The organism is Ancylobacter sp. G4_0304 (assembly GCF_047501495.1).
Taxonomy (GTDB): Bacteria; Pseudomonadota; Alphaproteobacteria; order Rhizobiales; family Xanthobacteraceae; genus Ancylobacter.
Map to the genome: position 1 here is coordinate 77,575 of NZ_JAZDRM010000003.1, position 25,697 is coordinate 103,271.

27 protein-coding genes and 2 tRNA genes are annotated in these 25,697 nt (G+C 67.0%); 24 read left to right on the top strand and 5 right to left on the bottom strand.

The genetic code is table 11. The annotated features are described in order from the left end of the window. Window positions 1–188 precede the first annotated feature (188 nt). The gene (locus VRZ77_RS02710) at window positions 189–794 is read left to right on the top strand and encodes a cold-shock protein (RefSeq protein WP_414591177.1); all 606 of its coding nucleotides are present in this window, start codon (window positions 189–191) and stop codon (window positions 792–794) included. 214 nt (window positions 795–1,008) lie between these two features. Beyond that, a complete protein-coding gene (locus VRZ77_RS02715) occupies window positions 1,009–1,512 on the top strand; it encodes a DUF192 domain-containing protein (RefSeq protein ID WP_414591278.1) in 504 nt (167 codons plus the stop codon). A 6-nt stretch (window positions 1,513–1,518) separates the two neighbouring features. On the opposite strand, the gene VRZ77_RS02720 is transcribed toward VRZ77_RS02715, so the two are convergent. Continuing rightward, window positions 1,519–3,072, bottom strand: a complete 1,554-nt coding sequence (locus tag VRZ77_RS02720; protein ID WP_414591178.1) for a glycosyltransferase family 4 protein — start codon at window positions 3,070–3,072, stop codon at window positions 1,519–1,521. 642 nt (window positions 3,073–3,714) lie between these two features. Between VRZ77_RS02720 and VRZ77_RS02725 the strand changes: the two genes are divergently transcribed. The 9 genes from VRZ77_RS02725 to VRZ77_RS02765 all read left to right on the top strand — a co-directional run bounded on the left by VRZ77_RS02725 (window position 3,715) and on the right by VRZ77_RS02765 (window position 9,826). Next, a tRNA-Pro gene (locus VRZ77_RS02725) sits at window positions 3,715–3,791 on the top strand. An 83-nt stretch (window positions 3,792–3,874) separates the two neighbouring features. Further along, window positions 3,875–4,180: an ETC complex I subunit gene (locus VRZ77_RS02730; protein ID WP_414591179.1), complete on the top strand. Its 306-nt coding sequence runs from the start codon at window positions 3,875–3,877 to the stop codon at window positions 4,178–4,180. Window positions 4,181–4,208: 28 nt separating this feature from the next. After that, window positions 4,209–4,285, top strand: a tRNA-Arg gene (locus VRZ77_RS02735). A 118-nt stretch (window positions 4,286–4,403) separates the two neighbouring features. After that, window positions 4,404–4,796 carry a hypothetical protein gene (locus tag VRZ77_RS02740; protein WP_414591180.1) on the top strand — a complete coding sequence of 131 codons (393 nt, stop codon included), beginning with the start codon at window positions 4,404–4,406 and terminating at the stop codon, window positions 4,794–4,796. Window positions 4,797–4,835: 39 nt separating this feature from the next. Continuing rightward, window positions 4,836–5,420, top strand: coding sequence for a nucleoside 2-deoxyribosyltransferase (locus VRZ77_RS02745; protein WP_414591181.1), 585 nt, complete (start codon window positions 4,836–4,838; stop codon window positions 5,418–5,420). A gap of 159 nt (window positions 5,421–5,579) precedes the next feature. Then, window positions 5,580–5,993, top strand: coding sequence for a hypothetical protein (locus VRZ77_RS02750; RefSeq protein WP_414591182.1), 414 nt, complete (start codon window positions 5,580–5,582; stop codon window positions 5,991–5,993). Between the two features lie 188 nt (window positions 5,994–6,181). Then, a complete protein-coding gene (locus tag VRZ77_RS02755; RefSeq protein WP_414591183.1) occupies window positions 6,182–7,441 on the top strand; it encodes an aminopeptidase in 1,260 nt (419 codons plus the stop codon). A gap of 114 nt (window positions 7,442–7,555) precedes the next feature. Continuing rightward, window positions 7,556–9,682 (top strand): flagellar motor protein MotB, encoded by a 2,127-nt coding sequence (locus VRZ77_RS02760; protein WP_414591184.1) that lies wholly within the window; start codon window positions 7,556–7,558, stop codon window positions 9,680–9,682. A gap of 3 nt (window positions 9,683–9,685) precedes the next feature. Further along, a complete protein-coding gene (locus tag VRZ77_RS02765) occupies window positions 9,686–9,826 on the top strand; it encodes a hypothetical protein (RefSeq protein ID WP_414591185.1) in 141 nt (46 codons plus the stop codon). 223 nt (window positions 9,827–10,049) lie between these two features. On the opposite strand, the gene VRZ77_RS02770 is transcribed toward VRZ77_RS02765, so the two are convergent. After that, window positions 10,050–12,257, bottom strand: coding sequence for a transglycosylase SLT domain-containing protein (locus VRZ77_RS02770; RefSeq protein ID WP_414591186.1), 2,208 nt, complete (start codon window positions 12,255–12,257; stop codon window positions 10,050–10,052). A gap of 358 nt (window positions 12,258–12,615) precedes the next feature. Between VRZ77_RS02770 and dapA the strand changes: the two genes are divergently transcribed. Both dapA and smpB read left to right on the top strand, forming a co-directional pair. Next, window positions 12,616–13,506, top strand: coding sequence for a 4-hydroxy-tetrahydrodipicolinate synthase (dapA, locus tag VRZ77_RS02775; RefSeq protein WP_414591187.1), 891 nt, complete (start codon window positions 12,616–12,618; stop codon window positions 13,504–13,506). 40 nt (window positions 13,507–13,546) lie between these two features. Then, entirely contained in the window at window positions 13,547–14,023 is a 477-nt protein-coding gene (smpB, locus tag VRZ77_RS02780) for an SsrA-binding protein SmpB (RefSeq protein ID WP_414591188.1), read from the top strand. Window positions 14,024–14,094: 71 nt separating this feature from the next. Here the strand turns inward: smpB and efp are convergent, their stop codons facing one another. Beyond that, the gene (efp, locus tag VRZ77_RS02785) at window positions 14,095–14,664 is read right to left on the bottom strand and encodes an elongation factor P (RefSeq protein ID WP_414591189.1); all 570 of its coding nucleotides are present in this window, start codon (window positions 14,662–14,664) and stop codon (window positions 14,095–14,097) included. 126 nt (window positions 14,665–14,790) lie between these two features. On the opposite strand from efp, the gene epmA reads away from it, so the two are divergent. Then, window positions 14,791–15,843 (top strand): EF-P lysine aminoacylase EpmA, encoded by a 1,053-nt coding sequence (gene epmA, locus VRZ77_RS02790; protein ID WP_414591190.1) that lies wholly within the window; start codon window positions 14,791–14,793, stop codon window positions 15,841–15,843. Here epmA and VRZ77_RS02795 read toward each other — a convergent pair whose 3' ends face one another. Next, complete coding sequence (locus VRZ77_RS02795) at window positions 15,844–16,503, bottom strand: uracil-DNA glycosylase (RefSeq protein ID WP_414591191.1); 660 nt, start codon at window positions 16,501–16,503, stop codon at window positions 15,844–15,846. A gap of 7 nt (window positions 16,504–16,510) precedes the next feature. Continuing rightward, window positions 16,511–17,134: an NYN domain-containing protein gene (locus VRZ77_RS02800; protein WP_414591192.1), complete on the bottom strand. Its 624-nt coding sequence runs from the start codon at window positions 17,132–17,134 to the stop codon at window positions 16,511–16,513. A gap of 221 nt (window positions 17,135–17,355) precedes the next feature. On the opposite strand from VRZ77_RS02800, the gene rpoZ reads away from it, so the two are divergent. From rpoZ to era, 10 genes are all read left to right on the top strand, one after another. Next, the gene (gene rpoZ, locus VRZ77_RS02805; protein ID WP_414591193.1) at window positions 17,356–17,742 is read left to right on the top strand and encodes a DNA-directed RNA polymerase subunit omega; all 387 of its coding nucleotides are present in this window, start codon (window positions 17,356–17,358) and stop codon (window positions 17,740–17,742) included. A 174-nt stretch (window positions 17,743–17,916) separates the two neighbouring features. After that, window positions 17,917–20,115, top strand: coding sequence for a RelA/SpoT family protein (locus VRZ77_RS02810; RefSeq protein WP_414591194.1), 2,199 nt, complete (start codon window positions 17,917–17,919; stop codon window positions 20,113–20,115). Window positions 20,116–20,194: 79 nt separating this feature from the next. After that, on the top strand, window positions 20,195–20,395 hold the full coding sequence (locus VRZ77_RS02815) for a CsbD family protein (RefSeq protein ID WP_414591195.1): 201 nt from the start codon (window positions 20,195–20,197) through the stop codon (window positions 20,393–20,395). 39 nt (window positions 20,396–20,434) lie between these two features. After that, a complete protein-coding gene (locus tag VRZ77_RS02820) occupies window positions 20,435–21,268 on the top strand; it encodes a transglutaminase-like domain-containing protein (protein ID WP_414591196.1) in 834 nt (277 codons plus the stop codon). 101 nt (window positions 21,269–21,369) lie between these two features. Further along, window positions 21,370–21,963: an orotate phosphoribosyltransferase gene (gene pyrE, locus VRZ77_RS02825; RefSeq protein WP_414591197.1), complete on the top strand. Its 594-nt coding sequence runs from the start codon at window positions 21,370–21,372 to the stop codon at window positions 21,961–21,963. Between the two features lie 5 nt (window positions 21,964–21,968). Then, entirely contained in the window at window positions 21,969–22,745 is a 777-nt protein-coding gene (locus VRZ77_RS02830; RefSeq protein WP_414591198.1) for a pyridoxine 5'-phosphate synthase, read from the top strand. A 19-nt stretch (window positions 22,746–22,764) separates the two neighbouring features. Beyond that, the gene (gene acpS, locus VRZ77_RS02835) at window positions 22,765–23,175 is read left to right on the top strand and encodes a holo-ACP synthase (protein WP_414591199.1); all 411 of its coding nucleotides are present in this window, start codon (window positions 22,765–22,767) and stop codon (window positions 23,173–23,175) included. Between the two features lie 123 nt (window positions 23,176–23,298). Beyond that, window positions 23,299–24,054, top strand: a complete 756-nt coding sequence (gene lepB / locus VRZ77_RS02840) for a signal peptidase I (RefSeq protein ID WP_414591200.1) — start codon at window positions 23,299–23,301, stop codon at window positions 24,052–24,054. Further along, a complete protein-coding gene (gene rnc / locus VRZ77_RS02845) occupies window positions 24,051–24,782 on the top strand; it encodes a ribonuclease III (protein WP_414591201.1) in 732 nt (243 codons plus the stop codon). Before lepB ends, rnc begins: the two co-directional genes overlap by 4 nt. Further along, the gene (gene era / locus VRZ77_RS02850) at window positions 24,779–25,693 is read left to right on the top strand and encodes a GTPase Era (protein WP_414591202.1); all 915 of its coding nucleotides are present in this window, start codon (window positions 24,779–24,781) and stop codon (window positions 25,691–25,693) included. Before rnc ends, era begins: the two co-directional genes overlap by 4 nt. Window positions 25,694–25,697: the final 4 nt, after the last annotated feature.

Here is a 25,697-nt window from a genome sequence, read left to right on the forward strand (position 1 = left end):
AGGGTTCGCGTCGACCTGCCGGAAGTCTCGGAAAATCCTCAAGGATCAGGCTGGAGCGGTTCTGAACCCGCGCCCCGAATCAATTTGGGTATTTTCGTGTCGAGATCGGGTGCTATGCTTGGCTGATCCAGAATCAAACGGCTTCGCCGGCTCGCGCCCGGGTGGAGCGTGTCGGGGGTGGCTGGCTGATGGTGTCCGACGGTTCACTGCCGCGATCAGGGCGTGTCGATCTGGGATCGGCGGGCGACGACGTGGACGATGCCACCGCCGGCGTGGATGGCGCTCCCGTACATATCGCCGGCACCATCAAGTGGTTCGACGTCTCCAAGGGCTATGGCTTCGTGGTGCCGGACAATGGCGGCAGCGACGTGCTGCTGCATGTCACCTGCCTGCGGCGCGGCGGCTTCACCACCGCGCAGGAAGGCGCGCGTGTGGTGTGCGAGGTGGTGGCGCGCGAGCGTGGCTTCCAGGCGCTGCGCGTGCTCTCCATGGATGAAACCACCGCGCTTCATCATTCCCAGCTGCCGCAGGCGCGCACCCATGTCGAGATACAGGCCACCGGCGGCTTCGAGCGGGCCTTCGTGAAATGGTTCAACCGGCTGCGCGGCTTCGGCTTCCTGTCGCGCGGGGAGGGCACGGAGGATATCTTCGTGCACATGGAGACGCTGCGCCGTCACGGCCTCACCGAGCTGCGGCCCGGCCAGATCGTGCTGGTGCGCTTCGGGCCGGGTCCGAAGGGGCTGATGGCCGCCGAGGTGCGCCCCGAAGGTTCGGCGACCCCGTCGTCGCATTGAACTCTCCACGCCCTGTCGTAATCACGCCGTCATCGGCCTCGACAGTCGGGCGTCCGCTATCCTGACGCTCCGCAAGAGGTGATCGACGCATCGGGCCGGATCGTGCTCCAACGGGTGCGGGACGGCACGGTCCGAGCCTTGGTTCCGGCAGGCGGGCTCAGGCAGTAGCAGCTTTGGTTCAAAGGGAAGGCGCCGCCGGCGCTCACGCAAGATGATGCAGATCCGTTACCCGCAGACCGGCCTCCGCGCCACCTCTCTGCGCCGCACCGCGCTTCTGCTGACGGCGCTACTGCTCGCCGCGCTGACCCCGCTTTTGGCGACCGGCGCACGCGCTGCGAGCTTCGAGCCGCTCAGCATCGATACCAGGGGCGGGGCGGTTACGTTCCAGGTGGAGATCGCCCAGACCGCGGCGGAGCGGGCCAAGGGGCTGATGTATCGCAGCGAACTCGCGCCCGATGCCGGGATGCTGTTCGATTTCGACTATGACCAGCCGGTCTATATGTGGATGAAGAACACCTACATTCCGCTCGACATGCTGTTCATCCGCTCAGACGGCCGCATTGCCAACATCGCGGCCAATACCGAGCCGCTATCGACCCGCACCATCGAATCCGGCGGCCCGGTGCGCGCGGTGCTGGAACTGCCGGGCGGCACCGCGAAGGCGAGGGGCATTGCGGTCGGCGATCGCGTGCGCCACCGGATGTTTCCCGAGAAGTGAGGGCGCTCAGGCGCTGAGCGAGCTTTGGGATTCCGGCGCGGCAGCCTGAACGGCGCCGGCATGCAGCGCCATGTTCTGACGGCGCGGCAGCGGCGTGAGTACCCGCGCCGCGGCGCGGCTGGCCTCGTTCGGGACGTCGGCCGCGCGGTCCGCCGTGAGCGTCTTGAGATGTTCGAGGATCAGCGCGTTCTGCTGCTTCAGGCTGTCCACATCGTCGCTCAGGCGGCTGAGCCGGAGCTCATTGTGTCGGCCGAGCTGCTCGATGGCGCGTACCAGCCCGAGATTGAGGCTCAATGAGAAGCGGCGAATCTGGCGGAAGACGCGACCGAACAGGCTGCGCTTCTGCGGGAACCCTACCTGCAGCGTCGTCCGGTACAGGTCGCCGCTACCATTGCCGGCGGCACGCAGCAGCGTGTCGAACGAGGCGAGGTCATGGAGCGTCACCAGCCGGCCCGGCGCGTCGGCCGGGACCGTGCGGGTGATCGCCGCAAGCTCGGGGGCAAGGCGCGGGGCAGTGTCGAGGGCTTCCAGCGCGACGCCGGTCAGGCGCTGCAACACCGGATCGGCCACGATCTGCAATTCCGTGGCGCCGGGAGAGCGGTTGGTCTCGCCAAGGGGCAAGGCGCGGAACAGGCGGCGGGCGAGCGCTGCGTCGGAATAATGTGGCAGCACCTGCTGCTTCTGCCACCAGACGGTGGTGGACCGCAGCGGCTGCTGGAGCGCGGCGACCACGCGCAGCGCCGCCGCTTCGTGATCGAGCCGGGCGATGGCCAGCGGGTGGCGGGCGAGCGGCTCGGCCACCGCCGTCGAGCGCCAGCCGACCACCGGGAGACCGAAGCGCATGGCCTCCAGCACCGGCAGCCCGAAGCCTTCATGCTCCGACAGGCACAGGAACACGTCGCTGGTGCAGTAAAGCTCGTGCAGCCGCGCGTCCGGAGCTTCGTCATGGTCGATGAGGTTGACGTCGAGCAGGTCGGCGAGACGGCGCACCTCCTCGCCATAGCCGGGCATCGAATGGTCGGGCCGGCCGACGACATGCAGCTCGACCGGGCGGCCCGAAATGGCGCGGACATGGGCGGCGGTGGCGACGAGGTGCTTGTGCCCCTTGTGCGGCACGAAGCGGCCGACGAACAGCAGGCGGATGGCGTCGCCCGTCGCACGTGCCGTGGCGCGTCCGAGGCGGCTGCGGATCACATCGATCTCGGCATCGCCCGCCATCAGCAGCGTTGACATGGGGTGAACCACATGGACGCGATCATCGGTCGCGCCGAAAAGCCGCAACTGATCGGCGGAGTAATCGGAATTCACCCAGAACGCGACGTCGGTCTCGGCGACGAGCCGGCGGATGCTCAGCAGTCCGCGCATCGTGTCCGAGGCGGTCGGGATCGAATAGGGCGCGAGGAACCACGGCGGCGTATTGTTATGCCAGCGCAGGATGCGCCGGGCCTTCAGGCGGGTGAACGCCCCGTCGAAGGCCTCCCAGCCATCGCACCAGTGATAGACGACGCAGGCATCCGGGGTATCGCCAATCCAATTGGCCAGATGCGTGATGCTGTGCACTTCCTGCCCATCGGGCAGGTTCCTGTTCGCTGTTTCGCAGAAAAGACGAACGTCAAATCGCCGCTCACCGTCGTTGTTGAGCAGCATGTACTGCATCATGCAGTCGAAACCTATGGAATCCGACTGGTCACGAAGTGTGCGAATAACCAGGGCGACTTTTATTCTACGAAACATTTTGTCACATAGGTTGGAGGTTATGTGCTCGCGATGCCTTGTTTATTCAAATTACAAAGTATAATCATCATCCCACTATTTGGTAAAATATTTGGTTTGTTGCGGGAGTCAAATGTGTGTTAGCCGCTGATTCTTCATGCCGGATCGTGGCGTCCATAGGGCGGCTTGCGGCGTCGGGGCCTTGTGGCCATTTGGCTGCGCGGGGTGCCCCGGTGCGGCGATGGGCGCGGCGCTGACCGCGGGCCGGCAGCGCCTGTCACGACTTTTCAACAGCTTTGCCGACCGGCGCCTTCCGAGGCCCGCGTGAGCGGCAGCGAGCCTCCGCCGGGCGATGGCCTTCCGGGGGATGTCGACCGCGACTTTGCCGCGGCCCCCTTGCCTTTATCCGCCGCTCTGTGCCATTCCATCTTGCGGTCGATATGTTCGCGAGGGGCCGAAGGTCGTTGCACGGCAAACGGTTATGAATGGCGGGGCATAGCGCAGCCCGGTAGCGCGGAAGTTTTGGGTACTTCAGGTCGCAGGTTCGAATCCTGCTGCCCCGACCACGCAACCAGCCCAGCGCCGATGCATCGTCCGTCAGGATCGGAAGACGTGCGGGCCGCCGGCCGGGCAGGCGGGAGTAAGGGTCATGGTTGCACGCATTTACAAGCCGAGCCGGAACGCCATGCAGTCCGGCACCGCGAAGACCAAGCTCTGGGTCCTCGACTACGAGCCCGAAGAGGCGCGCAAGGTCGAGCCGCTGATGGGCTATACCAGCTCCGGCGACATGAAGAGCCAGCTCCGCCTGCGCTTCGACAGCAAGGAAGAAGCCGTCGCCTATGCCGAGCGCCACGGCATCGCCTATCAGGTTCAGGAGCCGCGCGAGCCGGCCCGGCGCAAGATCGCCTATTCGGACAATTTCAGCTTCCGCCGCGTCGGTCAGTGGACGCACTGAGCGTTTCCCGACCTGCCGTCTCGGCCGGGGCCGCGTAGCTCAGCTGGATAGAGCAGCCGCCTTCTAAGCGGCAGGTCGCTGGTTCGAGCCCAGCCGCGGTCGCCATTATTTCGTTCCGACATTCTTCTCGATGCAGTCGGGCGGGTCGACTCCTCAGCCTCGATTGATAATTTGGCGCCTCGATACGTCGCCGATCATACGTCGCTTGCAGGAGTGTACCCGCGTGAAACTGTCATCGTTTGCCGTCGTGGCCGTCCTCGGTCTTGCCGCCGCCGGCTGCGTCACCGACGCGCAGCAGCCGCAACAGACCAAGGAGAACCTTCTGTCGGCCGCCGGCTTCCGCATGCGGCTGGCGGACACCCCCGCGCGAGTGGCGTCGCTGAAGGCGATGCCGGCCAACCAGTTCGTGGTGAAGAACCAGAACGGCCAGCCGCTCTATCTTTACGCCGATCCCGTCGCCTGCGGCTGCGTCTTCTATGGCAACCAGAACGCCTTCACCGCCTATCAGCAGATGGTGTTCGAGCAGCGCATCATGAACGAGCAGGAAATGACGGCCATGATGAACCAGCAGGCCGCGTTCGATTTCGGTGTCTGGGGCGATCCCATGCTGTATTGAGGCGCAGCCGCTTCTGGCGCCGCCTCCGAAAGACCTCGCATGCCTTCCCACAAGCTCTATCTTGCCGGCCCGGAAGTGTTCCGCCGCGATGCTCGTGACGAGGGCGCGCGGCTCAAGGCGCTGTGCGAGGCGGCGGGAATGGAGGGGCTGTACCCGCTCGATGCCGGCGACGCCGACATCAGGCGGGGCTGCATCGCGCTCATCCACCGTGCCGACGCGATGGTCGCGAACATCTCGCCCTTTCGCGGCCACCACATGGACCCCGGCACCGCCTTCGAGATCGGCTATGCGCAGGCGCTCGGCAAGCCGGTCTATCTGTGGTCGGCCGATCCGCGCGCACTGACCGAGCGCATTCCGGCCCATGGCGAGGCCGACCGCGACGCCGATGGGCACCTGATCGAGGATTTCGGCAAGGCCGAGAACCTGATGATCGTGCCCGACGGCGCCCATGTCTTTGCGAGCGCGGAGGAGGCGATCGCCGAGGCCGGGAGCCGCGTGTCCCATGGCGCGCTGAACCGGCAGCTCCAGCGTGAGACCCGGCGTTCCGTAGTCATCGCCTTCGGCATCGCCATCGCCGTGGCGTTCGGCGCGAGCTTCGTGGTCAATCGTCTGGTCGGCTGGTAGATCGCACCCAATGAGGTCGGTTTCTTCGTACCTTTCCTGATAAGGGCAGGGTTCCCGTTGCCCTTCTCAGGGAACCATCCGTGTTTTCCGTTCGTTAATCATGCGAAACGGCGAGGAAGTCTTTCCCGCCACATGACATGGACAGGACGGAGAAAAGATATGCGCAAGCTCATCCTTGCTTCTGCGACCCTGGGTATTCTCGCTGCGGGCGCTGTAGCCAACGCGCATGCCGATGGCCGCGAACTGAGCGAACGCCGGGCCTTCGTGCGCACCCAGCAGGAAAGCGCCGCCAATGTGCGCGGTGAAGTCTGGCTTGGCCCCGGCCACACTGTGCCGGCCTACAGCGTGGCCCCGACCTACGGCGTCGAGCCGATGTATGAGCCCGCGCCGGTCTATGAGGGCCGCTCTTACTACGTCGCCCCCGAGCCGACGGTGGAGGTGCCGTTCCCGGCCGAATCGCAGATGTATCGCAACCATCGGCCGATCGACGACTACAACTCCGCTTGGTACCAGCCCGGCGATGCCGCGATCATCAAGCAGCAGATCAAGGACCAGCGCGGGCAGGGCAAGTAGCCTTCCGGCGGCAAGCCAACCTGAGCGCGGGGTTTCCAGCGCGATCATTGACACAGAGGGCGGGCCATCGGCTCGCCCTTTTTGTCGTGTCCTTCTCGTGTGGCATCTTGGCCTTGACGCCCCGCTGCCGACGCACCTTGAATGCGCTCCGAGTGCGCGGCGTGGACCGCGACCTTTCGGAGACAAGCATGAACAAGCACGCCGGCCACCCCACCGAGCCCCTGACCCATGACGAACGTCTCGACCGGCTTGGCCGCGTCGCCGTCGAGGTCGGTCTTGGCCTGCGCGCCGGCCAGGAGCTGGTCATCACCGCCTCGCTCGATGCGCTGCCGCTGGTACGCCGCATCACCGAGCACGCCTACAAGGCCGGCGCCAGCCTTGTCACCACGCTGTTCAACGACGAGGAAGCGACGCTGATGCGCTTCCGCAACGCGCCCGATGGCAGCTTCGATCAGGCGACCGGCTGGCTGTACGAGGGCATGGCCAATGCCTTCAAGAGCGGCGCGGCCCGTCTGGCGATCTCCGGCGAGAATCCCTCGCTGCTGGCCAATGAGGACCCCGAAAAGGTCTCCCGCGCCAATCGCGCCCGCTCGCGGGCCTATATGCCGGCGCTGTCGCTGATCGCCGGCTTCGACATCAACTGGACCATCGTGTCCTATGCATCGCCCGCTTGGGCGAAGGCGATGTTCCCGGACGACCCGGAGGACATCGCGGTCGCCAAGCTGTGGCACGCCATCTTCGCCGCCTCGCGCGTCGACACGCCCGATCCGGTCGCGGCATGGCAGGAGCACAATGAGCAGCTTTCCGCCTCGACCTCCCGGCTCAATGCCAAGCGCTATTCGGCGCTGCGCTTCCGCGGACCGGGCACCGACCTCACCGTCGGGCTCGCGGACGATCACGAATGGGCGGGCGGCGCGTCGGTCGCCAAGAACGGCATCGTCTGCAACGCCAATATTCCCACCGAGGAAGTGTTCACCACCCCGCACCGGCTGCGCGTGGACGGCCATGTTGCCTCTACCAAGCCGCTCTCCTATCAGGGCACGTTGATTCAGGACATCGCGGTGCGCTTCGAGGGTGGAGCGATCGTCGAGGCTTCGGCGCGCACCGGGCTCGACGTGCTCAACAAGGTGCTGGACACCGACGAGGGCTCGCGCCGGCTCGGCGAGGTCGCGCTGGTGCCGCATTCCTCGCCGATCTCCAAGAGCGGCCTGCTGTTCTACAACACGCTCTATGACGAGAACGCCGCCAGCCACATCGCGCTGGGCCAGTCCTACTCCAAGTGCTTCATCGACGGCGCCAACCTGACGCCGGAGCAGCTGGCGGCGCGCGGCGCCAATTCCAGCCTCATCCACATCGACTGGATGATCGGCTCGGGCGAGATCGACGTCGACGGCATCGACGCGGGCGGCAATGCCGAACCGGTGATGCGGGCTGGCGAATGGGCGTGACGGCAGCCGTCGGCGCGGGCAGGCGACAGCCCCATAACCGGCTTCCGGATGTCGAGGAACTATGATGAACTCACCCACCGTCACGGCGGTCAGGCTTTCGCGCCCGGAACGGCCGTGAAACGGGAGAACATGCCGATGTGCCGCTGGCGCTCCTGGTGGAAGGGGCTTCCTCCGCTCGCGCTGCTGATCGCCGCGGCGGTGCTGCTGGCGCGTGAACCGGTGGAGCAGGACCTTGCCGCCCGTTCCGAAACGCTGCTGGTGGACATCGGCGAATCCTGGGCGCGGGCGCGGTTCGACGGCCGCGACGCCCTTTTGGAGGGCGAGGCGCTGTCCGAGGACGCGCGCGTCAAGGTGCGCGCCGAGCTCGGCCGGCTGTTCGGCGTGCGGGAGGTGGAAGACCGCACGACGCTGCTGCCGGAGCGCCGGCCCTTCACCTTTACCGCCATTCGCGACGGCTCGAAGCTGCATCTGGAGGGCTATGTGCCCTCGCGCTATGCCCGCAAGCGCATCGCCGAGGCTGCCGCCCATGTCGCGCCGGGCATGATCGTGACCGGCGAACGGGAGCTGGTGCGCGCGCGTGGCGGTCCGGCGGGCGATTTCGCCGGAGTGGTGATCTTTGGGCTCGACCAGCTGGCCAAGATGCCGGCCGGGCGCATCATCATCTCCGACGATTCGTTCTCGATCGAGGGCCGGGCGCCGGATTTCGCGACCTATGACGCGCTTGAGGTCACGGTGCGCAGCGAGCTGCCGGCCGATGCCAAGCTGGCGCGCTTCGCCGTGCTGCCGCCGATCGCCGATCCCTTCGTCTGGTCGGCGCAGCGCGAGCGCGACGGAGTGCGGCTCTCCGGCTACATCCCGCTCGGCGATGCCCGGCGCGCGCTGCTCGACGCGGTGCGCGGCGCGGTGCCCGGCTCCGCCATTTCCGACCAGCTCCGCCTCGCCGATGGCGCGCCGCCGACCGATGGCTGGCTGAAGGCGGTGTCCTTCGCACTGGGCCAGCTCGGCAAGCTGCCGGACGGCAAGGTGACGCTCAACGGCACCACCATCGCCATCGAGGGCTCCGCCCGCGATTTCGCCGATTATGACGCGCTGGCCGGCGCCCGCCGCGCCGTGCCCGAGGGCTACACCGTCACCCGCTTCGCTGTCGAACCGCCAAAGGTGAGCCCCTTCGTGTGGAGCGTGCTGCGCGGCACTGGCGGGCTGCGGCTCACCGGCTATGCGCCTTCCGAAGATGCCAAGCGGCTGGTGCTCGACGCGATGCGCGCGAGCTTTCCCGGCGAGCAGGTGAGCGACGAAATGCGCATCGCCGCCGGCGGGCCGGGCGCGGAGGATTGGGTCAACGCCACGGTGTTCGGCGTCGGCCAGCTCGCGCGGCTGCGCACCGGCGCGGTGCAGGGCAGGGGAAGCGTGCTGTCGATTGCCGGCGAGGCGCAGGATGCGACCGCCTATGCCGCGGTGCAGGCCGCGCTCGACAAGGCACAGCCGCGCGGGCTCTCGCTGGCGCGCGACGTGCGCCCGCCCGTGGTCTCGCCCTATGTCTTCGCCATGCGCAAGGATGCCGAGGGGCTGACGCTCTCTGGCTTCTTCCCGCAATCGGGCGATCACCAGCAACTGGTCGCCGCCGCCAAGCCGCTGCTTCTCGGCGGTTCGGTCAACGACGTGTCCGCCGTGGCGCAGGGCGCGCCGGAGGGATATGCTCAGGCGGTGCTCGCGACGTTGTACGAGCTGGCGCGGCTCGATGCCGGCGAGGCGCGCTTCGACGACGCCAGGCTCCGCCTGACAGGCACGGCGCTCTATCCCGCCGCCGTCGGGCAGATCAGCGCCAATCTCAAGGCCGCGTTGCCGCCTGGCTTCGAGGCCGAGATCAGCCTCGATGTCGCCCCGCGCCGCGAGAGCACGGACACCGCCTCCTGCGAGAAGGCGGTGGCGGATTTGCTGGCGCGCGGGACCATCGGGTTCGAGAGCGCCACGGCCCAGCTTGATCCGGCGAGCCGGGGGCTGCTCGATCACGTCGCAGCGGCGGCGGCGAATTGCCCGGATGCGCTGGTCTCGGTCTCGGTGCGCACGCCCGGCGTCAGCGCGGCTTTGACCGAGGCGCGGGTCGCGACGCTGGCCAATTATCTTGGGCAGGCGGGTATTCCTGCGGAGCGGCTGCTGACCGACACGCTCGGCACTCTGGCCGTCCAGGCCTGGCCCGAGGGCGTGCCCGGCCAGCCCGGCATCCAGCTGATCGTGAGGTAGGCCATGTGGTTTCTGGCGTTGGAACTCTGGCCGTATCTGATCGGCGCGCTCGCCATTGGGGTTGTCACAGGCTGGCTCGGCGGCTGCAAGCCGGCTTCCCGTGTTGCGCCGGCCAAGGACGACGCGCGGGAGGCCGCGCGATGAGCGTGTTCATCATCGAGACGGCGGCGCTCCTGATGGTGGCCTATATCATCGGCTGTGCGGCCGGATGCTGGGCGCGGCGCTCCTTCGACCGGCGCGCCTGACGGCGGTCTAAAGCATTTGCGGAGAAATTCAGTTCGCCGGAAATGCTCCAGGATTTTGATTTTACGCCATTACTTTCGCAAGAAAGGGATGCGTTTTTGCAGGAATAGCTCCAGCCGCGCGCTTACATCCGCGCGCCGCGCAGGTCCGCCTCGATCTGCAGCGTGGTACGTGAGCCGAAGCGCGACTTGTAGACCTGCGCGTTCTCCATCACCCGCTGCACATAGTTACGAGTTTCGGAGAACGGGATGCGCTCCACCCAGTCGATCGGGTCGACATTGGGATCGCGCGGATCGCCATAGGCCTGAATCCACTTGGACACGTTGCCGCGCCCGGCATTGTAGCCCGCGAAGGTCAGCACATAATTGTCGTGGTAATTGTCCAGCAGGCTGCGCAGCTCGGCCGCGCCGAACTGGACATTGGTCGCGGGGTCGGAGCGCAGCTTCGCCGCGTCGAGCTTGACGCCAGTGCGGTTGGCGATGGTGCGGCCGGTGGCCGGCATCACCTGCATCAGCCCGCCCGCGCCGGCGCTGGAGACGGCGGAGGAGTGGAACATGCTCTCCTGCCGGGTGATGGCATAGATGAGCGCCGGATCGACCGGCTCGGCGATCGGGCGGAAGTTCGGGATGCCCTGAGTCGGGAACGCCTCGGCCTCCAGCGCCATGCCGCGGTTCAGCGCGACCTTGCCGATGGTGGTCTGGGTACGGGCATCGCCATTGGCCCGGGCGATCTCGACCAGCAGGCCGAGCTGCGCCGCATCCGGCAGGCGTTCCGCGAGATCGTAGGCGAGGGCGAGCGCGAGCTTTTCCTGATCGATCTTCTCCAGCAGCCGGAAGATCTGCACGCCCTCGTCGCGGGCGAAGGCCGCGCGCTGGGCGGCGTTGGCGACCGGCGCGGAGCGGACCTTCACATCCGCCTTGCCGAGCCGGGCGCGGGCGAGCTGGCCGTAATAGGCGGTGCTGTAGCCGGCCGCGATCTCATATTGCGAGCGGGCATTGGCAGTGCTGCCGAGCGCCTCGAACGTCCGGCCCTGCCAGTAGAAGCCGCGGGACACCGTGGCGGGGTGGGTCTGGCCTTCGGCGACGCGGACGAAGTGCTGCTGCGCGGTCTTCGGATCATTGAGGAAGCGCAGCGCGATCCAGCCCGACATGAAGTGCTGGTCGGCAATATAGTGTTCGTTCTCTGCCAGTGCTCCGCCGGAGGCGACCTTGTAGGCGGTGCGCGGATCGCCGGCGTCGAGCATCTCGCGGGCGACGAGGCGCCGCTCGATCCACCATTCGTCGGTGTCGATCAGCAACGCCGGGTCCTTCGGCGCGGCGAGCAGCGCACGGGCGGCGGCCGCGTCGTCGCCGGCGCGGCGCGCGATCTTGGCTTGGGTGTAGAGATAGGCCGGATCGGAACGCAGCGAGGCCGGCACCGCCGCAAGCAGCTTGGCCGGATCGCCGTTCTTGGCGAACAGCGCAACACGGGCCTTGGCCAGCGCGGTGACATCGGCTCCCGCGCGCTGGGCGGCGCGCAGGCCGCGCGCGGCGTCCTCGGCATAAAGCTGCTTGTCGGCGCGGTACTTGTGGTCGGCGCGGGTGAGCACGCCGCCGAACTCGACCATCACGGTCGCCTCGACATCCTCGGACAGCGCGTCCTCGCGCCAGGCGTCCTTCAGCCAGGCCATCCCGGCCTTCTGGTCGCCGCTGGCGAACAGGGCGCGGGCGAGCGCGATCTTGCCCTCGCCGGAATAGGGCCGCAGCTCGGAGAAGAAGGAGACGATGGTCGCCGGGTCCTTGTTCTCGGCGTAGAGCAGATATTCCAGCCGGCGCCGCAGCACGACCGGGGTCGGCAGGGTGGGATGGGCGCGCAGGATCGCGACCGCGCGGTCGAAACCGACGTCGCGGGCGGTGACGCGCAGCGCCAGCCAGCGCACCAGCGCCTGCTGGCCGGGATCGCGCAGCGTATCGGCGATGCTCAGCGCCTCGGCCGACTGGCCCTTCTCGATCAGGTTCACCGCGCGCTGCATGTCGCCGAGATTGCCGGTGGCGGGCTTCGCCATGGCGAAGCCGCTCGCGGCCATCGGCGCCACCGCGCCGGCCAGCGCCGGCTTGGCGGCGGGCTGGATCACCGGCTTGGCCGCCGGCTTGGCGGCCTGCTTGGCCGGTGCCGGCTTGGGAACCGGCGTCGCCGTGCTCTGCTTGGCGGCCGGCTTCTGCGGCGGGCGCGGCGCGGGCTTGGTCTCGGCGAAGGAGGGCGAAAATCCGGCCGTGGAGGCGAGCAGCAGGGCGGCGAGCGAAACCGCCGCTCGGAGCGGGCGGCGACGCGACGGGCTGGAGCTGTGGCTCATGACAATACGCACTCCCGGCAAACAGACGTTTGAAACGTTCCGGCCCGTGAGGGCCGCCCCGGCGGGGGCTACGTCCGCCCTAGTTGTCTCGCGATCTTATTGACGAATTGCTAACCACAACCCCGCGCATCGAAAAGCCGTGGCGATTACGCCGCGGTTGTAGGCGTCGAAGCCGACGAAACCGAGGCAGGGTGCCGCATCCCGTCCGCTTTGCCAAGTTTGGCGGGCGCGCGCCATGAGGCGGGCACAACAATGTCCTTTCTTCCAAGGCGCCGACGCGATATCTGATGCCCCCTTCGACCACGCGAATGCTGCGTGGTGGCGGATAACATCGAGAAAAAGAGACCAGGAGCACGCCATGCCTCCCCAGACGCCCTTTCGTGGTTCGTTTACGGCTCTCGTGACGCCGTTCCGCGACGGTGCGCTGGACGAGAAAGCGCTACGCGGTCTGGTGGAGTGGCAGATCGAGGAAGGCATTCACGGCCTGGTCCCGGTCGGCACCACCGGCGAGAGCCCGACGGTCTCCCATAACGAGCACAAGCGGGTCGTCGAGTGGACCATCGAGCAGGCGAGGGGCCGCGTGCCGGTCATCGCCGGCGCCGGCTCCAACAACACCATCGAGGCCATCGACCTCGCCCACCACGCCGAGAAGGCGGGGGCGGATGCGGTGCTCGTGGTGACGCCCTATTACAACAAGCCCGGCCAGGAGGGCATGTATCAGCACTACAAGGCCATTGCCGAGGCGATCACGATTCCCGTCATCATCTACAACATTCCCGGCCGCTCGGTCGTGGATATGTCGGTGGAGACGATGGCGCGGCTGTTCGAGATCAAGAACATCACCGGCGTGAAGGACGCGACCGCCAATCTGGTGCGCGTGAGCCAGCAGCGCCAGGCGATGGGGCCGGGCTTCAACCAGCTGTCCGGCGAGGACCCGACCGCGCTGGCGTTCATGGCCCATGGCGGCGACGGCTGCATCTCGGTCGCCTCCAACGTGGCGCCCAAGCTGTGCGCGGACCTCCTGAACGCCTGCATGGCCGGCGACTACGCCAAGGCTCTGGAGCTTCAGGACCGGCTGTTCCCGCTGTTCCAGGCGCTGTTCGTTGAAACCAACCCGAGCCCCACCAAATATGCGCTGAGCGTCCTCGGCAAGATCAAGGACGAGGCGCGCCTTCCCATGGTTCCGGTGAGCGAGAAGACCAAGGACATCGTTCAGGCCGCGATGCGGCACGCCGGACTGATCAACTGAGGCCGGGCGGAGCTCACGCTCCGGCACGGAGCTGAGTGAAATGGCCGAAAACAAAAAGACCGTTCCGCGCAAGGTGGTCGCCGAAAACCGCCGCGCGCGCTTTGACTACGAGATCGGCGAGGTGTTCGAGGCCGGCATTGCCTTGTCCGGCACGGAGGTGAAAAGCCTGCGTGGCGGCAAGGCGACGGTGGCGGAGAGCTATGTCTCCGCCAAGTCGGGCGAGGCGATCCTCTATAATTCCTTCATCCCGGAGTACCTCCAGGCTAACCGCTTCAACCACGAGCCGCGACGCCCGCGCAAGCTGCTGCTGCACATGCGCGAGATCGCAAAGCTGTGGCAGGCGGTGGAGCGCGAGGGCATGACCGTGGTGCCGCTGCGCATCTATTTCAACGAGCAGGGCCGCGCCAAGGTCGAGCTCGCCATCGCGCGCGGCCGCAAGGCGCATGACAAGCGCGAGGCGGCGAAGGAGAAGGACTGGAACCGCGACAAGCAGCGCCTGATGCGCGACCGCGGGTGATCATCCAGCGATGATTCAACAAAAAAGCCCGGCACTTGGCCGGGCTTTTTCAATTTCGGCATGAGCCGTGCTCAGTCCTTGGCGCGTTCCACATAGGAGCCGTCCGCCGTCATCACCACGATGCGGGTGCCGATGCCGATATGCGGCGGCACCGCCGAGCGCACGCCGTTCGACAGCACAGCCGGCTTGTAGGAAGACGAAGCGGTCTGGCCCTTCATCGCCGGCTCGGTCTCGACCACTTCCAGCGTCACGCGCTGCGGCAGTTCGATGGCGATGCCGTTGCCCTCGTGCATCTTCAGCATGACCTGCATGCCTTCCTGCAGATACGGCGCCTGGTCGCCCACCACGTCCGGGTGCACCGCGACCTGATCGTAATTGTCGGGGTTCATGAAGTGGAAGCCCTCGCCGTCCGAATACAGGAAGGTGTAGGGGCGGTCCTCGACATGGGCGCGCTCCACCTGCTCGGTGGTGCGGTAGCGCTCGGAGATCTTCACGCCGTCGGAAATGCGGCGCATGTCGAGCTGGGTCACCGGCGTGCCCTTGCCGGGGTGGATGTTGTCGGCGGTGAGCACGACGTAGAGCCTGCCGTCGATGTCGACCACGTTGCCCTTGCGCAGCGTGCTGGCGATGACCTTGACCATGCGGTCCTCTGGCTGTTGGGTGCACGCCGCGCGCGCACCGGGATTCACGTTGGCGGTTCCTATACAAGCGCGCCCGCCTTCCGCCAACCCCGCCCGTTGCGTCCCGTTTAACTGCCGGAGTCCGCCATGCCATCCTCTCCCGCCGTGTCGCCCTGGTGGTCCCGCGAGCGCCATGCCAACCGGCGCCCGTTCCTGATGGCGCGGCAGAGGGTGATGGCGGCGCTGCGCGGCTTCTTCGCGGCGCGGGATTTCGTCGAGGTGGAGACGCCGATCCTGCAGGTCTCTCCGGGCAACGAGACCCATCTCAAGGCGTTCGCGACCGAACTTGAGGCGCCGGATGGCGCGCGCGCGGTACGCTATCTGCACACCTCGCCGGAATTCACCGCCAAGAAGCTGCTGGCGGCGGGCGAGGAACGGCTGTTCACCTTCGCCCGCGTGTTCCGTAACGGCGAGCGCACGGCTCTGCACCATCCCGAGTTCACCATGCTGGAATGGTATCGGACCGGCGAGAGCTATGAGGTGCTGATGGCCGATTGCGCGGCGCTTCTGGCGCTGGCGGCGGACGTGACGCAGAGCCGGCGCTTCTCCTTTGGCGGCGTCGAGGCCGATCCGTTCGCTGCACCGGAGCGGCTCACCGTGTGTGATGCCTTCGCGCGCCATGCCGGCATCGATCTGATGGCGACACTGGGCGAGGGCGGGGTCATAGACCGCGACCGCCTGTGGCACGCCGCGCGCGCGGCCGGCATCCGCGTGGCGCCGGACGACACATGGGCGGATGTTTTCACCCGCGTCATGGTGGAGAAGGTCGAGCCGCATCTCGGCCGGGATCGGGCGACGATCCTCTATGAATACCCCGCGTCCGAGGCGGCGCTGTCGCGGCCCAAGCCCGGCGATTCCCGTCTCGCCGAGCGCTTCGAGTTCTATGTCTGCGGCGTGGAGCTCGCCAATGCCTTCGGCGAACTCACCGACGCGGAGGAGCAGCGCCGGCGCTTCATCGCCTGGATGGATGAGAAAGAGCGCATCTATGGCGAGCGCTACCCGCTGGACGAGGATTTCCTCGCCGCGCTGGCGGTGATGCCGGAAGCCTCCGGCATCGCGCTCGGGCTCGACCGGCTGGTGCTGCTGGCGAGCGGGGCGCGGCGCATCGAGGACGTGCTGTGGGCGCCGGTCGCGCCCTGATCACCCCAGCATGTCGATATGCGCCCGCACCTTGGCGAAGACGGCGTGGAACATCTCGGTGGTCAGCACGCCGGTGTTCGTGTTGTAGCGGGAGCAGTGATAGCTGTCGAACAGCACCACGTCCTTCAGCCGGTGCACCGCGCCATGCCCGAATTTGTGGTGCGAGAGCTTCTCGCCATGGGCCGCCAGCACCTGATCATGCGCGATCTTGCCGAGCGCCACGATAGCCCCTAACCGCGGCAGCCGGTCGATGGTGGCGGAGAGGAACGGCCGGCAGGTGCGCATCTCTTCCGTGGTCGGCTTGTTCTCCGGCGGCACGCAGCGCACCGCATTGGTGAGGCGGGCGTCAACCAGCGTCAGGCTGTCGTCCGGGCGCGCCTCAAAGCGGCCGGTGGCAAACCCGAAACGGATCAGCGTGCTGTAGAGAAGCTCGCCGGCATAGTCGCCGGTGAACGGGCGCCCGGTGCGGTTGGCCCCGCGAAGCCCCGGTGCCAGCCCGACGATCAGCAGTCGCCCGTCCTCCGGCCCGAAGGAGGGGACGGGAGCGTTGTGCCAGTCGGGCTCGTTCGCGCGCCACAGCTCACGGAACGCGACCAGCCGCGGGCACAGCGGGCAGTCGCGTCCCGGCTCGGCCGGCGCGCGGGCGGAAGGTTGGGTCATGCGCGTCTCAGGAGGTCGAAAGCTCGTCGTCATCCTCGCTGGCGGGCGGCGCGGCGCGGCGCTCCAGGAAGCGCGGCGTCTCCTGCATCCGTCCCGACCGCTCGGAAGGATCGCGGCCGATCCGGCTTTGCAGCTCCACCAGATCGATGAAGGTATCGGCCTGGCGGCGCAATTCGTCCGCGATCATCGGCGGCTGGGTGTTCACGCTGGAGACCACGCTGACGCGCACGCCCTTGCGCTGCACCGCCTCGACCAGCGAGCGGAAATCGCCGTCGCCGGAGAAGATCACGATGTGGTCCACATGGGCGGCCACCTCCATCGCGTTGACCGCGAGCTCGATGTCCATGTTGCCGCGCAGACGACGACGGCCCTGCGAATCGGTGAATTCCCGCGCCGGTTTGGTAACGACCGAGTAGCCATTATAGCCGAGCCAGTCGAGCAGCGGCCGGATGGAGGAATACTCGGTATCCTCCACCAGAGTCGTATAATAAAAGGCGCGCAAGACATACCCACGCGACTCGAATTCGCGCAAAAGTCGCTTGTAATCGATATCAAATCCAAGCGCCTTGGTCGCAGAGTAAAGATTGGCGCCATCTATAAAAAGAGCAATCTTTTCCATTCCGTTAATCATCTTGGGCGGCTTCCGAAAACTTTTATGTGTCGTTTTTGCTTCGAGTCCCGCGGCACGAAGCGGTTCCTGCCCCGTTCATAGACATAGCGCATTTATTGCTGCCGCAGCGAAACGATTTTTAGAAACCCTCCCAAAGTCGTGTATGGGGCCAAGGCTTGCCCTTGTGGGGCCGATCGTTTATTGCAGCGACTTTCCAGCTTCACCGACAGGAGTGCCGAGGCATGGCTCGCGTCACCGTCGAGGATTGCATCGACAAGGTCGACAATCGCTTCGAACTCGTTCTGCTCGCGGGTCATCGCGCCCGCATGATCGCGTCCGGTTCGCCGATCACCGTGGATCGCGACAACGACAAGAATCCCGTTGTCGCGCTGCGCGAGATCGCCGACGAGACGATTTCCCCCGAGGACCTCAAGGAGGACCTCATCCACTCGCTGCAGAAGTTCACCGAGGTGGACGAGCCCGAGCCGGAGACCGTGCCGATGATCGCCACCGGCGAGGCTGGCGCGGATGATTCGGACATCATGCTCGACCGCATGACCGAGGAAGAACTGCTGGCCGGCCTGCAGGGCCTGGTTCCGCCCGAGCCGAGCGACGACGACGAGGGCTGAACGGCTTTCCGTTCACGGCCCGCCGCTTGACGGCATCGCAAGGCCCGGCTCCCCGCCGGGCCTTTTGCTTTTCCGAAGCGTTTCAGCCGCTTGCGCCTTGCGCGCCGCGTGCGCTCGGACGATATCTAGACCAGTGGCCGGCATGAGCCGGTCGGTCTCACGGGTTTCTGTCTCATGATGCGGCAGTACGAGCTCGTCGAGCGCGTCCGCCGGTACAATCCCAACACCGACGAGGCGCTGCTCGATCGCGCCTATGTTTATGCGATGCGTGCGCATGGCACGCAGAAGCGCGCCTCTGGCGATCCCTATTTCTCGCACCCGCTCGAAGTCGCGGCGATCCTGACCGATCTCAAGCTGGACGACGCCACCATCGTCGCCGCGCTGCTGCACGACACGATCGAGGACACCGACGCCACCCGCGAGGAGATCGACCGGCTGTTCAGCCCGCAGATCGGCGCGCTGGTCGAGGGGCTCACCAAGATCAAGAAGCTGGACCTCGTGTCCAAGCAGGCCAAGCAGGCCGAAAACCTGCGCAAGCTGCTGCTCGCCATCGCCGACGACGTGCGCGTGCTGCTGGTGAAGCTCGCGGACCGGCTGCACAACATGCGGACCCTGAAATGGGTGCCGGAGGAGAAGCGCTCGCGCGTCGCGCAGGAGACGCTGGACATCTATGCCCCGCTCGCCGGGCGCATGGGCATGCACGACATGCGCGAGGAGCTGGAGGACCTGTCGTTCCGCCAACTCTCGCCCGAGGCCTATGAATCGATCATCGGCCGCCTTCAGGCGCTCAAGGAGCACAATGGTGGGCTGGTGTCGTCGATTGAGCGCGAGCTCTCCGATGCCGTCGCCCAGAAGGGCATTGTCGCGCAGGTCAAGGGACGCGAGAAGCGGCCCTATTCGATCTGGCGCAAGATGGAGCAGAAGTCCGTCGCCTTCGAGCAGCTCTCGGACATCTATGGCTTCCGCATCCTGGTCGAGCGGCTGGAGGACTGTTACGCCGCGCTCGGCGTGGTGCACACCAAGTGGCCGCTGGTTCCCGGCCGCTTCAAGGACTACATCTCGACGCCCAAGCAGAACGACTACCGCTCGCTGCACACCACGGTGGTCGGCCCCGGTCGCCAGCGCGTCGAGCTGCAGATCCGCACCCGCGAGATGCACGAGATAGCCGAATACGGCATCGCCGCCCATGCCCTCTACAAGGACAAGGAGGGCCGGGGCGACCTGCTGACGCGCGATTCCAACGCCTATGCCTGGCTGCGGCGTACCATCGAACTGCTGGCGGAGGGCTCCAGCCCCGAGGAGTTCCTCGAACACACCAAGCTGGAGCTGTTCCACGACCAGGTGTTCTGCTTCACCCCCAAGGGTCGGCTGATCATCCTGCCGCGCCGGGCGACCCCGATCGATTTCGCCTACGCGGTCCATACCGGCGTCGGCGACCGGGCGGTCGGCGCCAAGGTCAACGGCAAGATTTCGCCGCTGGTCTCCGAGCTGCAGAACGGCGATGAGGTGGAAATCATCACCGCCGAGGCGCAGACCCCGCCCGCCGCCTGGGAATCGATCGTGGTCACCGGCAAGGCGCGGGCGGCGATCCGCCGGGCGACCCGCGCGGCGGTGCGCGCGCAATATGCCGGGCTCGGCCGCAAGATCGTTGAGCGGGCGGTGGCGCGCGCGGGCAAGGTGTTCTCCGAGGAGAAGCTCGCCAGCGCGCTCAACCGGCTGGCGCGCGGCACGCTGGAGGACGTCTACGCCGCCGTCGGGCGCGGCGAGATGCGTTCCGACGACGTGGTGAAGGCGATCCACCCCGAATGGTCCGGTCCCGCCGATCTCGCCGCGCCGAAGGGTGAGGGCTGGTTCGAGCTGGAGCAGGGCCAGAGCCTCAAGTTCAAGATTCCCGGTATCGAATCCGATCCCGATCCGAAGACCGCGATCCCGATCCGCGGTATCAACCGCGAACTGCCCGTGCGTTTCGCGCCCAATGGCGGCGCCGTGCCGGGCGACCGCATCGTCGGCATTCTCACGCCGGGCGAGGGGATCACCATCTACCCGATCCAGTCGCCGGCGCTTCAGGATTTCGAGGAGGAGCCGGAACGCTGGCTTGATGTGCGCTGGGATGTCGACGACGACGATCCGCAGCGCTTTCCGGTGCAGATCGTGGTGGTGGCCACCAATGAGCCCGGTTCGCTCGCTCAGGTCGCGCAGGTGATCGGCGAGCGCGACGGAAACATCGACAATCTGCGCATGTCCTCGCGTTCGGCCGATTTCACCCGCATGGTGATCGATGTCGGAGTCTACGATCTACGCCACCTCAACGGCATCATCACCGATCTGCGCGCCCGGCCCGTGGTCTCCAGTGTGCAGCGCGTGAACGGCTGAGTGGCGCGGAACCTTTTCCCTCCATCTTGCGTTGAGTTGCCAGAACAAACCCTGTGCAATCAAGGCGATGGAGAGGTTTATGGCGATCGGGTCTCTGCTGGTCGAGACGCTTGACGGCGCCCTGCGCATCATCGTGGGCGCGGCGCGGGAAGTCGCGGGCCGCGTGTTGAACGACGGCGCTCTCATGGCCGGTGGCCGTGTCGAGCAGATTTCCGGTCAGGCCTCGCTGGCCTGTGCCCGGGTGCGTAGCGTCCGCTCCCGGATCGTGCCTCGGGCCTGAGCCAGGCTTCTCCCCGTCACATCCCGAAAGGCCTCGCCCATGCGTATCCGCTATGGCTTTCGCATTGCGCTGGATTGCGCAATGCCGACCGTCGCCAGTTTCGCGCTCGACGTCCACACTTCGCGCCAGGCCGATGTCCTGACCGCCTCGCCGCTGTTCATGCGCTGCGGGCCGCAGGATGTCTCTCACACCATGGCGACCGATATGTTTGGCAATGTCCGCCGCCGCGCAGTGCTGCCGCCGGGGCGCACGGTGGTCGAGCATCACGGCGTCATCCATGACAGTGGGCGGCCGGATGCGGTGAACCTTTCGGCCGGCCAGGTGCCCGTGGACCAGTTGCCCGAGGAGGCCATGACCTTCCTGCTGGGCAGCCGCTATTGCGAGACGGACCTGCTGGCGCAGGAGGCGTGGTCGCGCTTCGGTCATGTGCCGGAAGGCTGGGCGCGGGTGCAGGCGATCTGCGATTTCGTCCATGACCACATCGCCTTCAACTACCAGAACGCCGACCGCACCCGCACCGCCGCCGGCGCGCTGCGCGAGGGGCGCGGCGTGTGCCGCGACTTCGCCCATCTCGCCATCACCCTGTGCCGGTCGATGAACATTCCGGCGCGCTACTGCACTGGCTATCTCGGCGATATTGGCGTGCCGCGCGATCCGGCGCCGATGGACTTCAGCGCTTGGTTCGAGGCCTATCTCGACGGCCGCTGGTATTCCTTCGACGCCCGCCACAACATTCCGCGCATCGGGCGGGTGGTGATGGCGCGCGGCCGGGATGCGGCGGATGTTGCCATCGTCAACACCTTCGGCCCGCACGGCCTCGCCGGCTTCGAGGTGTGGACCGACGAGATGGGCGCGGAACGCGTTGCCGCCTAGATCCGCACGCCCGACTGACACGTCGTTGCGTGAGGGTGACGCGCCGGGGCGGATCGGCTAAACCACGGCCGTTCCGCAACAAACGCATCGGTGCGCTTCCCATGACTCAAGACGAGGTTCTGGCCGAATTCCGTGACGCAGGCGCGCTGCTTGAGGGCCATTTCATCCTCTCGTCGGGCCTGCGCTCGCCGGTGTTCCTGCAGAAGATGTTCGTGTTCCAGGACCCGGTGCGCACCGCTCGCCTGTGCAAGGCGCTGGCGCAGAAGGTGGAAGCGGCGTTCGGCAAGATCGATTACGTGGTCTCGCCGGCGGTCGGCGGCATCGTGCCGGGCTATGAGACCGCGCGGCAGCTTGGCGCGATGGCCGTGTTCGTCGAGCGTGAGGATGGCCGCTTCCAGCTCCGGCGCGGCTTCACTATTCCGCCCGAGGCCAAGGTGCTGATGGTCGAGGACATCATCACCACCGGCCTGTCGTCGCGCGAATGCCTGGCGGCGATTGCCGAGTACACCTCCAATGTCGTCGGCGCCGCCTGCCTGATCGACCGTTCCGGCGGCAAGGCGGATATCGGCGTGAAGCTGGTCTCGCTGGCGCAGCTCGACATCCCGACCTATTCCGCTGACGCGCTGCCGCCCGAGCTCGCCGTCCTGCCGGCGATCAAGCCCGGCTCGCGCAGCCTGTCGCAGGCCAAGGCGTGACGGCGATGAACGCGATCCTTACCCCGATCCCCCCTCTGCGCCTCGGCATCAACGTCGATCACGTCGCCACGGTGCGCAACGCCCGTGGCGGCGCGCTGCCTGATCCGGTGCGCGCGGCCCTGCTCGCTGCCGCCGCCGGCGCGGACGGCATTACCGCCCATCTGCGCGAGGATCGCCGTCATATCCGCGACGCCGACATGCGCCGGCTGCGCGCGGAAATCCCGGTGCCTCTCAATTTCGAGATGGCGGCCACCGGCGAGATGACGGCGTTGGCGCTGGAGCTGAAGCCCCATGCCTGCTGCCTCGTGCCGGAAAAGCGCGAGGAGCGCACCACCGAGGGCGGGCTGGACGTGATCGGCGGCGGCATCGAGCTGGCGCATCGCGTCGAGACGTTGGCGGCGGCCGGCATCCGGGTCTCGCTGTTCGTCGCCCCCGATGCCGAGCAGCTTGCCCGATCCGCCGACATTGGCGCGGCGGTGGTCGAGCTGCACACCGGCGCGTGGTGCGACTATCTGGCGGAGGGTCGAGTGGCGGAAGCGCGCGAGGAGTTCCAGCGCCTCGCCGAGGCCGCGATGCAGGCCGCCGCGCTCGGGCTCGAAGTCCATGCCGGCCACGGCCTCGATTACGCGACCGCGCAGGAAATCTCCGCGCTGGCGGAGGTCCGCGAGCTTAATATCGGGCATTTCCTGATCGGCGAGGCGATCTTCGAGGGGCTGGAGACAGTGATCCGCCGCATGCGGCACGCCATGGCGCGCGGCCGCGCCGTGTTGCGCGCGGCGTGACGGGAAACAGGAGCGCGCGATGATCATCGGCATCGGCTCCGACATCACCGACGCGCGTCGCGTCGCCGAGGTGCTGGAGCGCCATGGCGAGCGCTTCCTTGAGCGTGTGTTCACGCCCGTCGAGCGCGCCAAGTCGGAGCGGCGCAAGCGGCGTGCGGAAAGCTATGCCAAGCGCTTCGCCGCCAAGGAGGCCTGCGCCAAGGCGCTCGGCACCGGGCTGGCGCAGGGTGTGTTCTGGCGCGACATGGGCGTGGTCAACCTGCCGTCCGGCCGGCCGACCATGAAGCTCACCGGCGGCGCCCTTGCGCGGCTTGAAGCGATCACGCCGCCCGGCTTCGAGGCGCAGATCGACCTCACCATCACCGATGACGGACCGATCGCGCAGGCCTTCGTCATCATCAGCGCGGTGCCGAAGCCGACGGGCGCGTAACGCAGCGTCGCCTCCGGCAATCGTGACCACGGCGCGTTGCCGCAGGCACGGCGAGCGGCTATAGGAGCCGCACAGCCCATATGGGCGGCCAGGCGTGGCCGGCAGGGCGTAGCGGAAAGCGATATGAGCTCCACGACAGAACCGAAGAAGCAGGAAGGCGGCCTTGGCGAGACCGTCAAGGTGATCCTTCAGGCGTTCCTTATCGCCATCCTGATCCGCACCTTCCTGTTCCAGCCGTTCAACATTCCCTCCGGCTCGATGAAAGAGACGCTGCTGGTCGGCGACTATCTCTTCGTGTCGAAATACAGCTACGGCTACAGCCGCTTCTCCTTCCCGTTTTCGCTGCCGCTGTTCGACGGGCGCATCTTCGGCTCCGCGCCGGCGCGCGGCGATGTCGTGGTGTTCAAGCTGCCGCGCGACGAGACCACCGACTACATCAAGCGCGTGATCGGCCTGCCGGGCGACGAGATCCAGATGATCGACGGCGTGCTGCACATCAACGGCCAGCCGGTGAAGCGCGAGGACGCCGGCTACTGGATGGACCAGGAGGCGGACGGCCGCGCCCAGCGGGTGAAGGTGTGGCGCGAGACCCTGCCGAACGGCGTCTCCTACAACACGCTCGATCTGGTCGATAACGGCTTCTACGACAACACCCCGGTCTACAAGGTCCCCGCCGGCCATTACTTCATGATGGGCGACAACCGCGACAACTCCACCGACAGCCGCGTGCTGAGCCAGGTCGGCTACGTGCCCTATGACAACCTGATCGGGCGCGCGCAGATCATCTTCTTCTCGGTGGAGGAGGGGGATGCGGCGTGGCAGTTCTGGAAGTGGCCCTGGACCGTGCGCTGGGACCGCCTGTTCTCGTTCGTGCGATGAGCCGCCCCCCGCGCCCTTCGGCGCAGGAGACCGGCAACGACCCGGCGCTGGCCGGGCTGGAGGCGCGGCTCGGCCATGTCTTCACGAACCGCGCGCATCTAGTGCTGGCGCTGACCCATATCAGCTCCGTCACCGGCTATCAGGGCGCCAAGGCGCGCATCCGCTCCTATCAGCGGCTCGAATTCCTCGGCGACCATGTGCTGGGGCTGGTGGTCTCGGACATGCTGTTCCGCACCCTGCCCAATGCCGAGGAGGGCGACCTGTCGCGGGGCCTCGCCGAGCTGGTGTGCGAAGCTGCCTGCGCCGAGGTCGCGCAGGCCATGGGCATCGGCGCCTTCATCCGGCTCGGCGCGGGCGAGGAACGCAGCGGCGGGCGCGAGCGGCCGGCGATTCTTGCCGACATCGCGGAGGCGGTGCTGGCGGCGGTCTATCTCGACGGCGGCTTCCCGGCCGCTGAGGCGTTGGTGGAGCGTTTCTGGGGGCCGAGGCTGAAGCGCCTCGGCCAGCACGCGCGCGACCCCAAGACCGCGCTTCAGGAATGGGCGCAGGCGCGCGGCCTGCCGCCGCCGCATTACAAGCTGGTGGCCCGCAGCGGACCGGATCATAATCCCGAATTCCGCATCCTGGTCGAAATCCCCGGCCATGACGGCGTGGAAGGCACCGGCACCTCCAAGCAGAACGCACAGAAGGTCGCCGCGGCGGCCTTCCTCGAACGGGTCAAGGCATGAACGACGAACACTCCGAAACCCGCTGCGGCTTCGTCGCCCTGATCGGCGCTCCCAATGCCGGCAAGTCGACCCTCACCAATGCGCTGGTCGGCACCAAGGTGTCGATCGTCTCGCACAAGGTGCAGACCACCCGCTCGCTGGTGCGCGGCATCGCGCTCGAAGGCGCGACGCAGATCGTGTTGGTGGACACGCCCGGCATTTTCGCGCCGAAGCGCCGGCTGGAGAAGGCGATGGTGCGCTCGGCATGGGGCGGGGCGGGGGATGCCGACGCCGTGGTGCTGCTGATCGACGCCCGCGCCGGCCTCACCGAGGAGGTCGAGGCGATCCTGCGCGGGCTGAACGAGGTGAAGCGCCCGCGCGCGGTGGTGCTCAACAAGATCGATCTGGTGAAGCGCGAGAACCTGCTGGGCCTTGCCGCGCAGGTCGCCGAGCAGATCAGCTTCGACCGGCTGTTCATGATTTCGGCGCAGCAGGGCGACGGCCTCGCCGAGCTGCGCGAGTGGCTGGCGCAGACCCTGCCGCTGGGCCCCTGGCTCTACCCGGAAGACCAGATTTCCGATGCGCCGATGCGCATGCTGGCCGCCGAGATCACCCGCGAGAAGCTGTTCCACCGGCTGCACGAGGAGCTGCCCTACCGCTCCACCGTGGAGACCGACAGCTGGCAGGAGCGCAAGGACGGCTCGGTGCGCATCGAGCAGACGATTTTCGTCGAGCGCGAGAGCCAGCGGAAGATCGTGCTCGGCAAGGGCGGCGAGACCATCAAGGCGATTTCCTCCAGCGCCCGCAAGGAGCTGGCGGAGATCCTCGAACAGACCGTGCACCTGTTCCTGTTCGTGAAGGTGCGTGAGAACTGGGCCGACGATCCCGAGCGTTACCGCGAGATGGGGCTGGAATTTCCCAGCGCGGACTAGGGTC

What these genes read in the sequence shown, in the direction of transcription:
- dapA (WP_414591187.1), top strand. Translation starts at nt 12,616, where the DNA reads ATGCCTCCCCAGACGCCCTTTCGTGGTTCGTTTACGGCTCTCGTGACG.
- VRZ77_RS02795 (WP_414591191.1), bottom strand. Translation starts at nt 16,503, where the DNA reads ATGACCCAACCTTCCGCCCGCGCGCCGGCCGAGCCGGGACGCGACTGC.
- VRZ77_RS02830 (WP_414591198.1), top strand. Translation starts at nt 21,969, where the DNA reads ATGAACGCGATCCTTACCCCGATCCCCCCTCTGCGCCTCGGCATCAAC.
- VRZ77_RS02710 (WP_414591177.1), top strand. Translation starts at nt 189, where the DNA reads ATGGTGTCCGACGGTTCACTGCCGCGATCAGGGCGTGTCGATCTGGGA.
- VRZ77_RS02730 (WP_414591179.1), top strand. Translation starts at nt 3,875, where the DNA reads ATGGTTGCACGCATTTACAAGCCGAGCCGGAACGCCATGCAGTCCGGC.
- efp (WP_414591189.1), bottom strand. Translation starts at nt 14,664, where the DNA reads ATGGTCAAGGTCATCGCCAGCACGCTGCGCAAGGGCAACGTGGTCGAC.
- VRZ77_RS02765 (WP_414591185.1), top strand. Translation starts at nt 9,686, where the DNA reads ATGTGGTTTCTGGCGTTGGAACTCTGGCCGTATCTGATCGGCGCGCTC.
- VRZ77_RS02745 (WP_414591181.1), top strand. Translation starts at nt 4,836, where the DNA reads ATGCCTTCCCACAAGCTCTATCTTGCCGGCCCGGAAGTGTTCCGCCGC.
- era (WP_414591202.1), top strand. Translation starts at nt 24,779, where the DNA reads ATGAACGACGAACACTCCGAAACCCGCTGCGGCTTCGTCGCCCTGATC.
- pyrE (WP_414591197.1), top strand. Translation starts at nt 21,370, where the DNA reads ATGACTCAAGACGAGGTTCTGGCCGAATTCCGTGACGCAGGCGCGCTG.
- epmA (WP_414591190.1), top strand. Translation starts at nt 14,791, where the DNA reads ATGCCATCCTCTCCCGCCGTGTCGCCCTGGTGGTCCCGCGAGCGCCAT.
- VRZ77_RS02815 (WP_414591195.1), top strand. Translation starts at nt 20,195, where the DNA reads ATGGCGATCGGGTCTCTGCTGGTCGAGACGCTTGACGGCGCCCTGCGC.
- VRZ77_RS02755 (WP_414591183.1), top strand. Translation starts at nt 6,182, where the DNA reads ATGAACAAGCACGCCGGCCACCCCACCGAGCCCCTGACCCATGACGAA.
- rpoZ (WP_414591193.1), top strand. Translation starts at nt 17,356, where the DNA reads ATGGCTCGCGTCACCGTCGAGGATTGCATCGACAAGGTCGACAATCGC.
- VRZ77_RS02715 (WP_414591278.1), top strand. Translation starts at nt 1,009, where the DNA reads ATGCAGATCCGTTACCCGCAGACCGGCCTCCGCGCCACCTCTCTGCGC.
- VRZ77_RS02770 (WP_414591186.1), bottom strand. Translation starts at nt 12,257, where the DNA reads ATGAGCCACAGCTCCAGCCCGTCGCGTCGCCGCCCGCTCCGAGCGGCG.
- rnc (WP_414591201.1), top strand. Translation starts at nt 24,051, where the DNA reads ATGAGCCGCCCCCCGCGCCCTTCGGCGCAGGAGACCGGCAACGACCCG.
- VRZ77_RS02810 (WP_414591194.1), top strand. Translation starts at nt 17,917, where the DNA reads ATGATGCGGCAGTACGAGCTCGTCGAGCGCGTCCGCCGGTACAATCCC.
- VRZ77_RS02820 (WP_414591196.1), top strand. Translation starts at nt 20,435, where the DNA reads ATGCGTATCCGCTATGGCTTTCGCATTGCGCTGGATTGCGCAATGCCG.
- lepB (WP_414591200.1), top strand. Translation starts at nt 23,299, where the DNA reads ATGAGCTCCACGACAGAACCGAAGAAGCAGGAAGGCGGCCTTGGCGAG.
- VRZ77_RS02750 (WP_414591182.1), top strand. Translation starts at nt 5,580, where the DNA reads ATGCGCAAGCTCATCCTTGCTTCTGCGACCCTGGGTATTCTCGCTGCG.
- smpB (WP_414591188.1), top strand. Translation starts at nt 13,547, where the DNA reads ATGGCCGAAAACAAAAAGACCGTTCCGCGCAAGGTGGTCGCCGAAAAC.
- VRZ77_RS02800 (WP_414591192.1), bottom strand. Translation starts at nt 17,134, where the DNA reads ATGATTAACGGAATGGAAAAGATTGCTCTTTTTATAGATGGCGCCAAT.
- acpS (WP_414591199.1), top strand. Translation starts at nt 22,765, where the DNA reads ATGATCATCGGCATCGGCTCCGACATCACCGACGCGCGTCGCGTCGCC.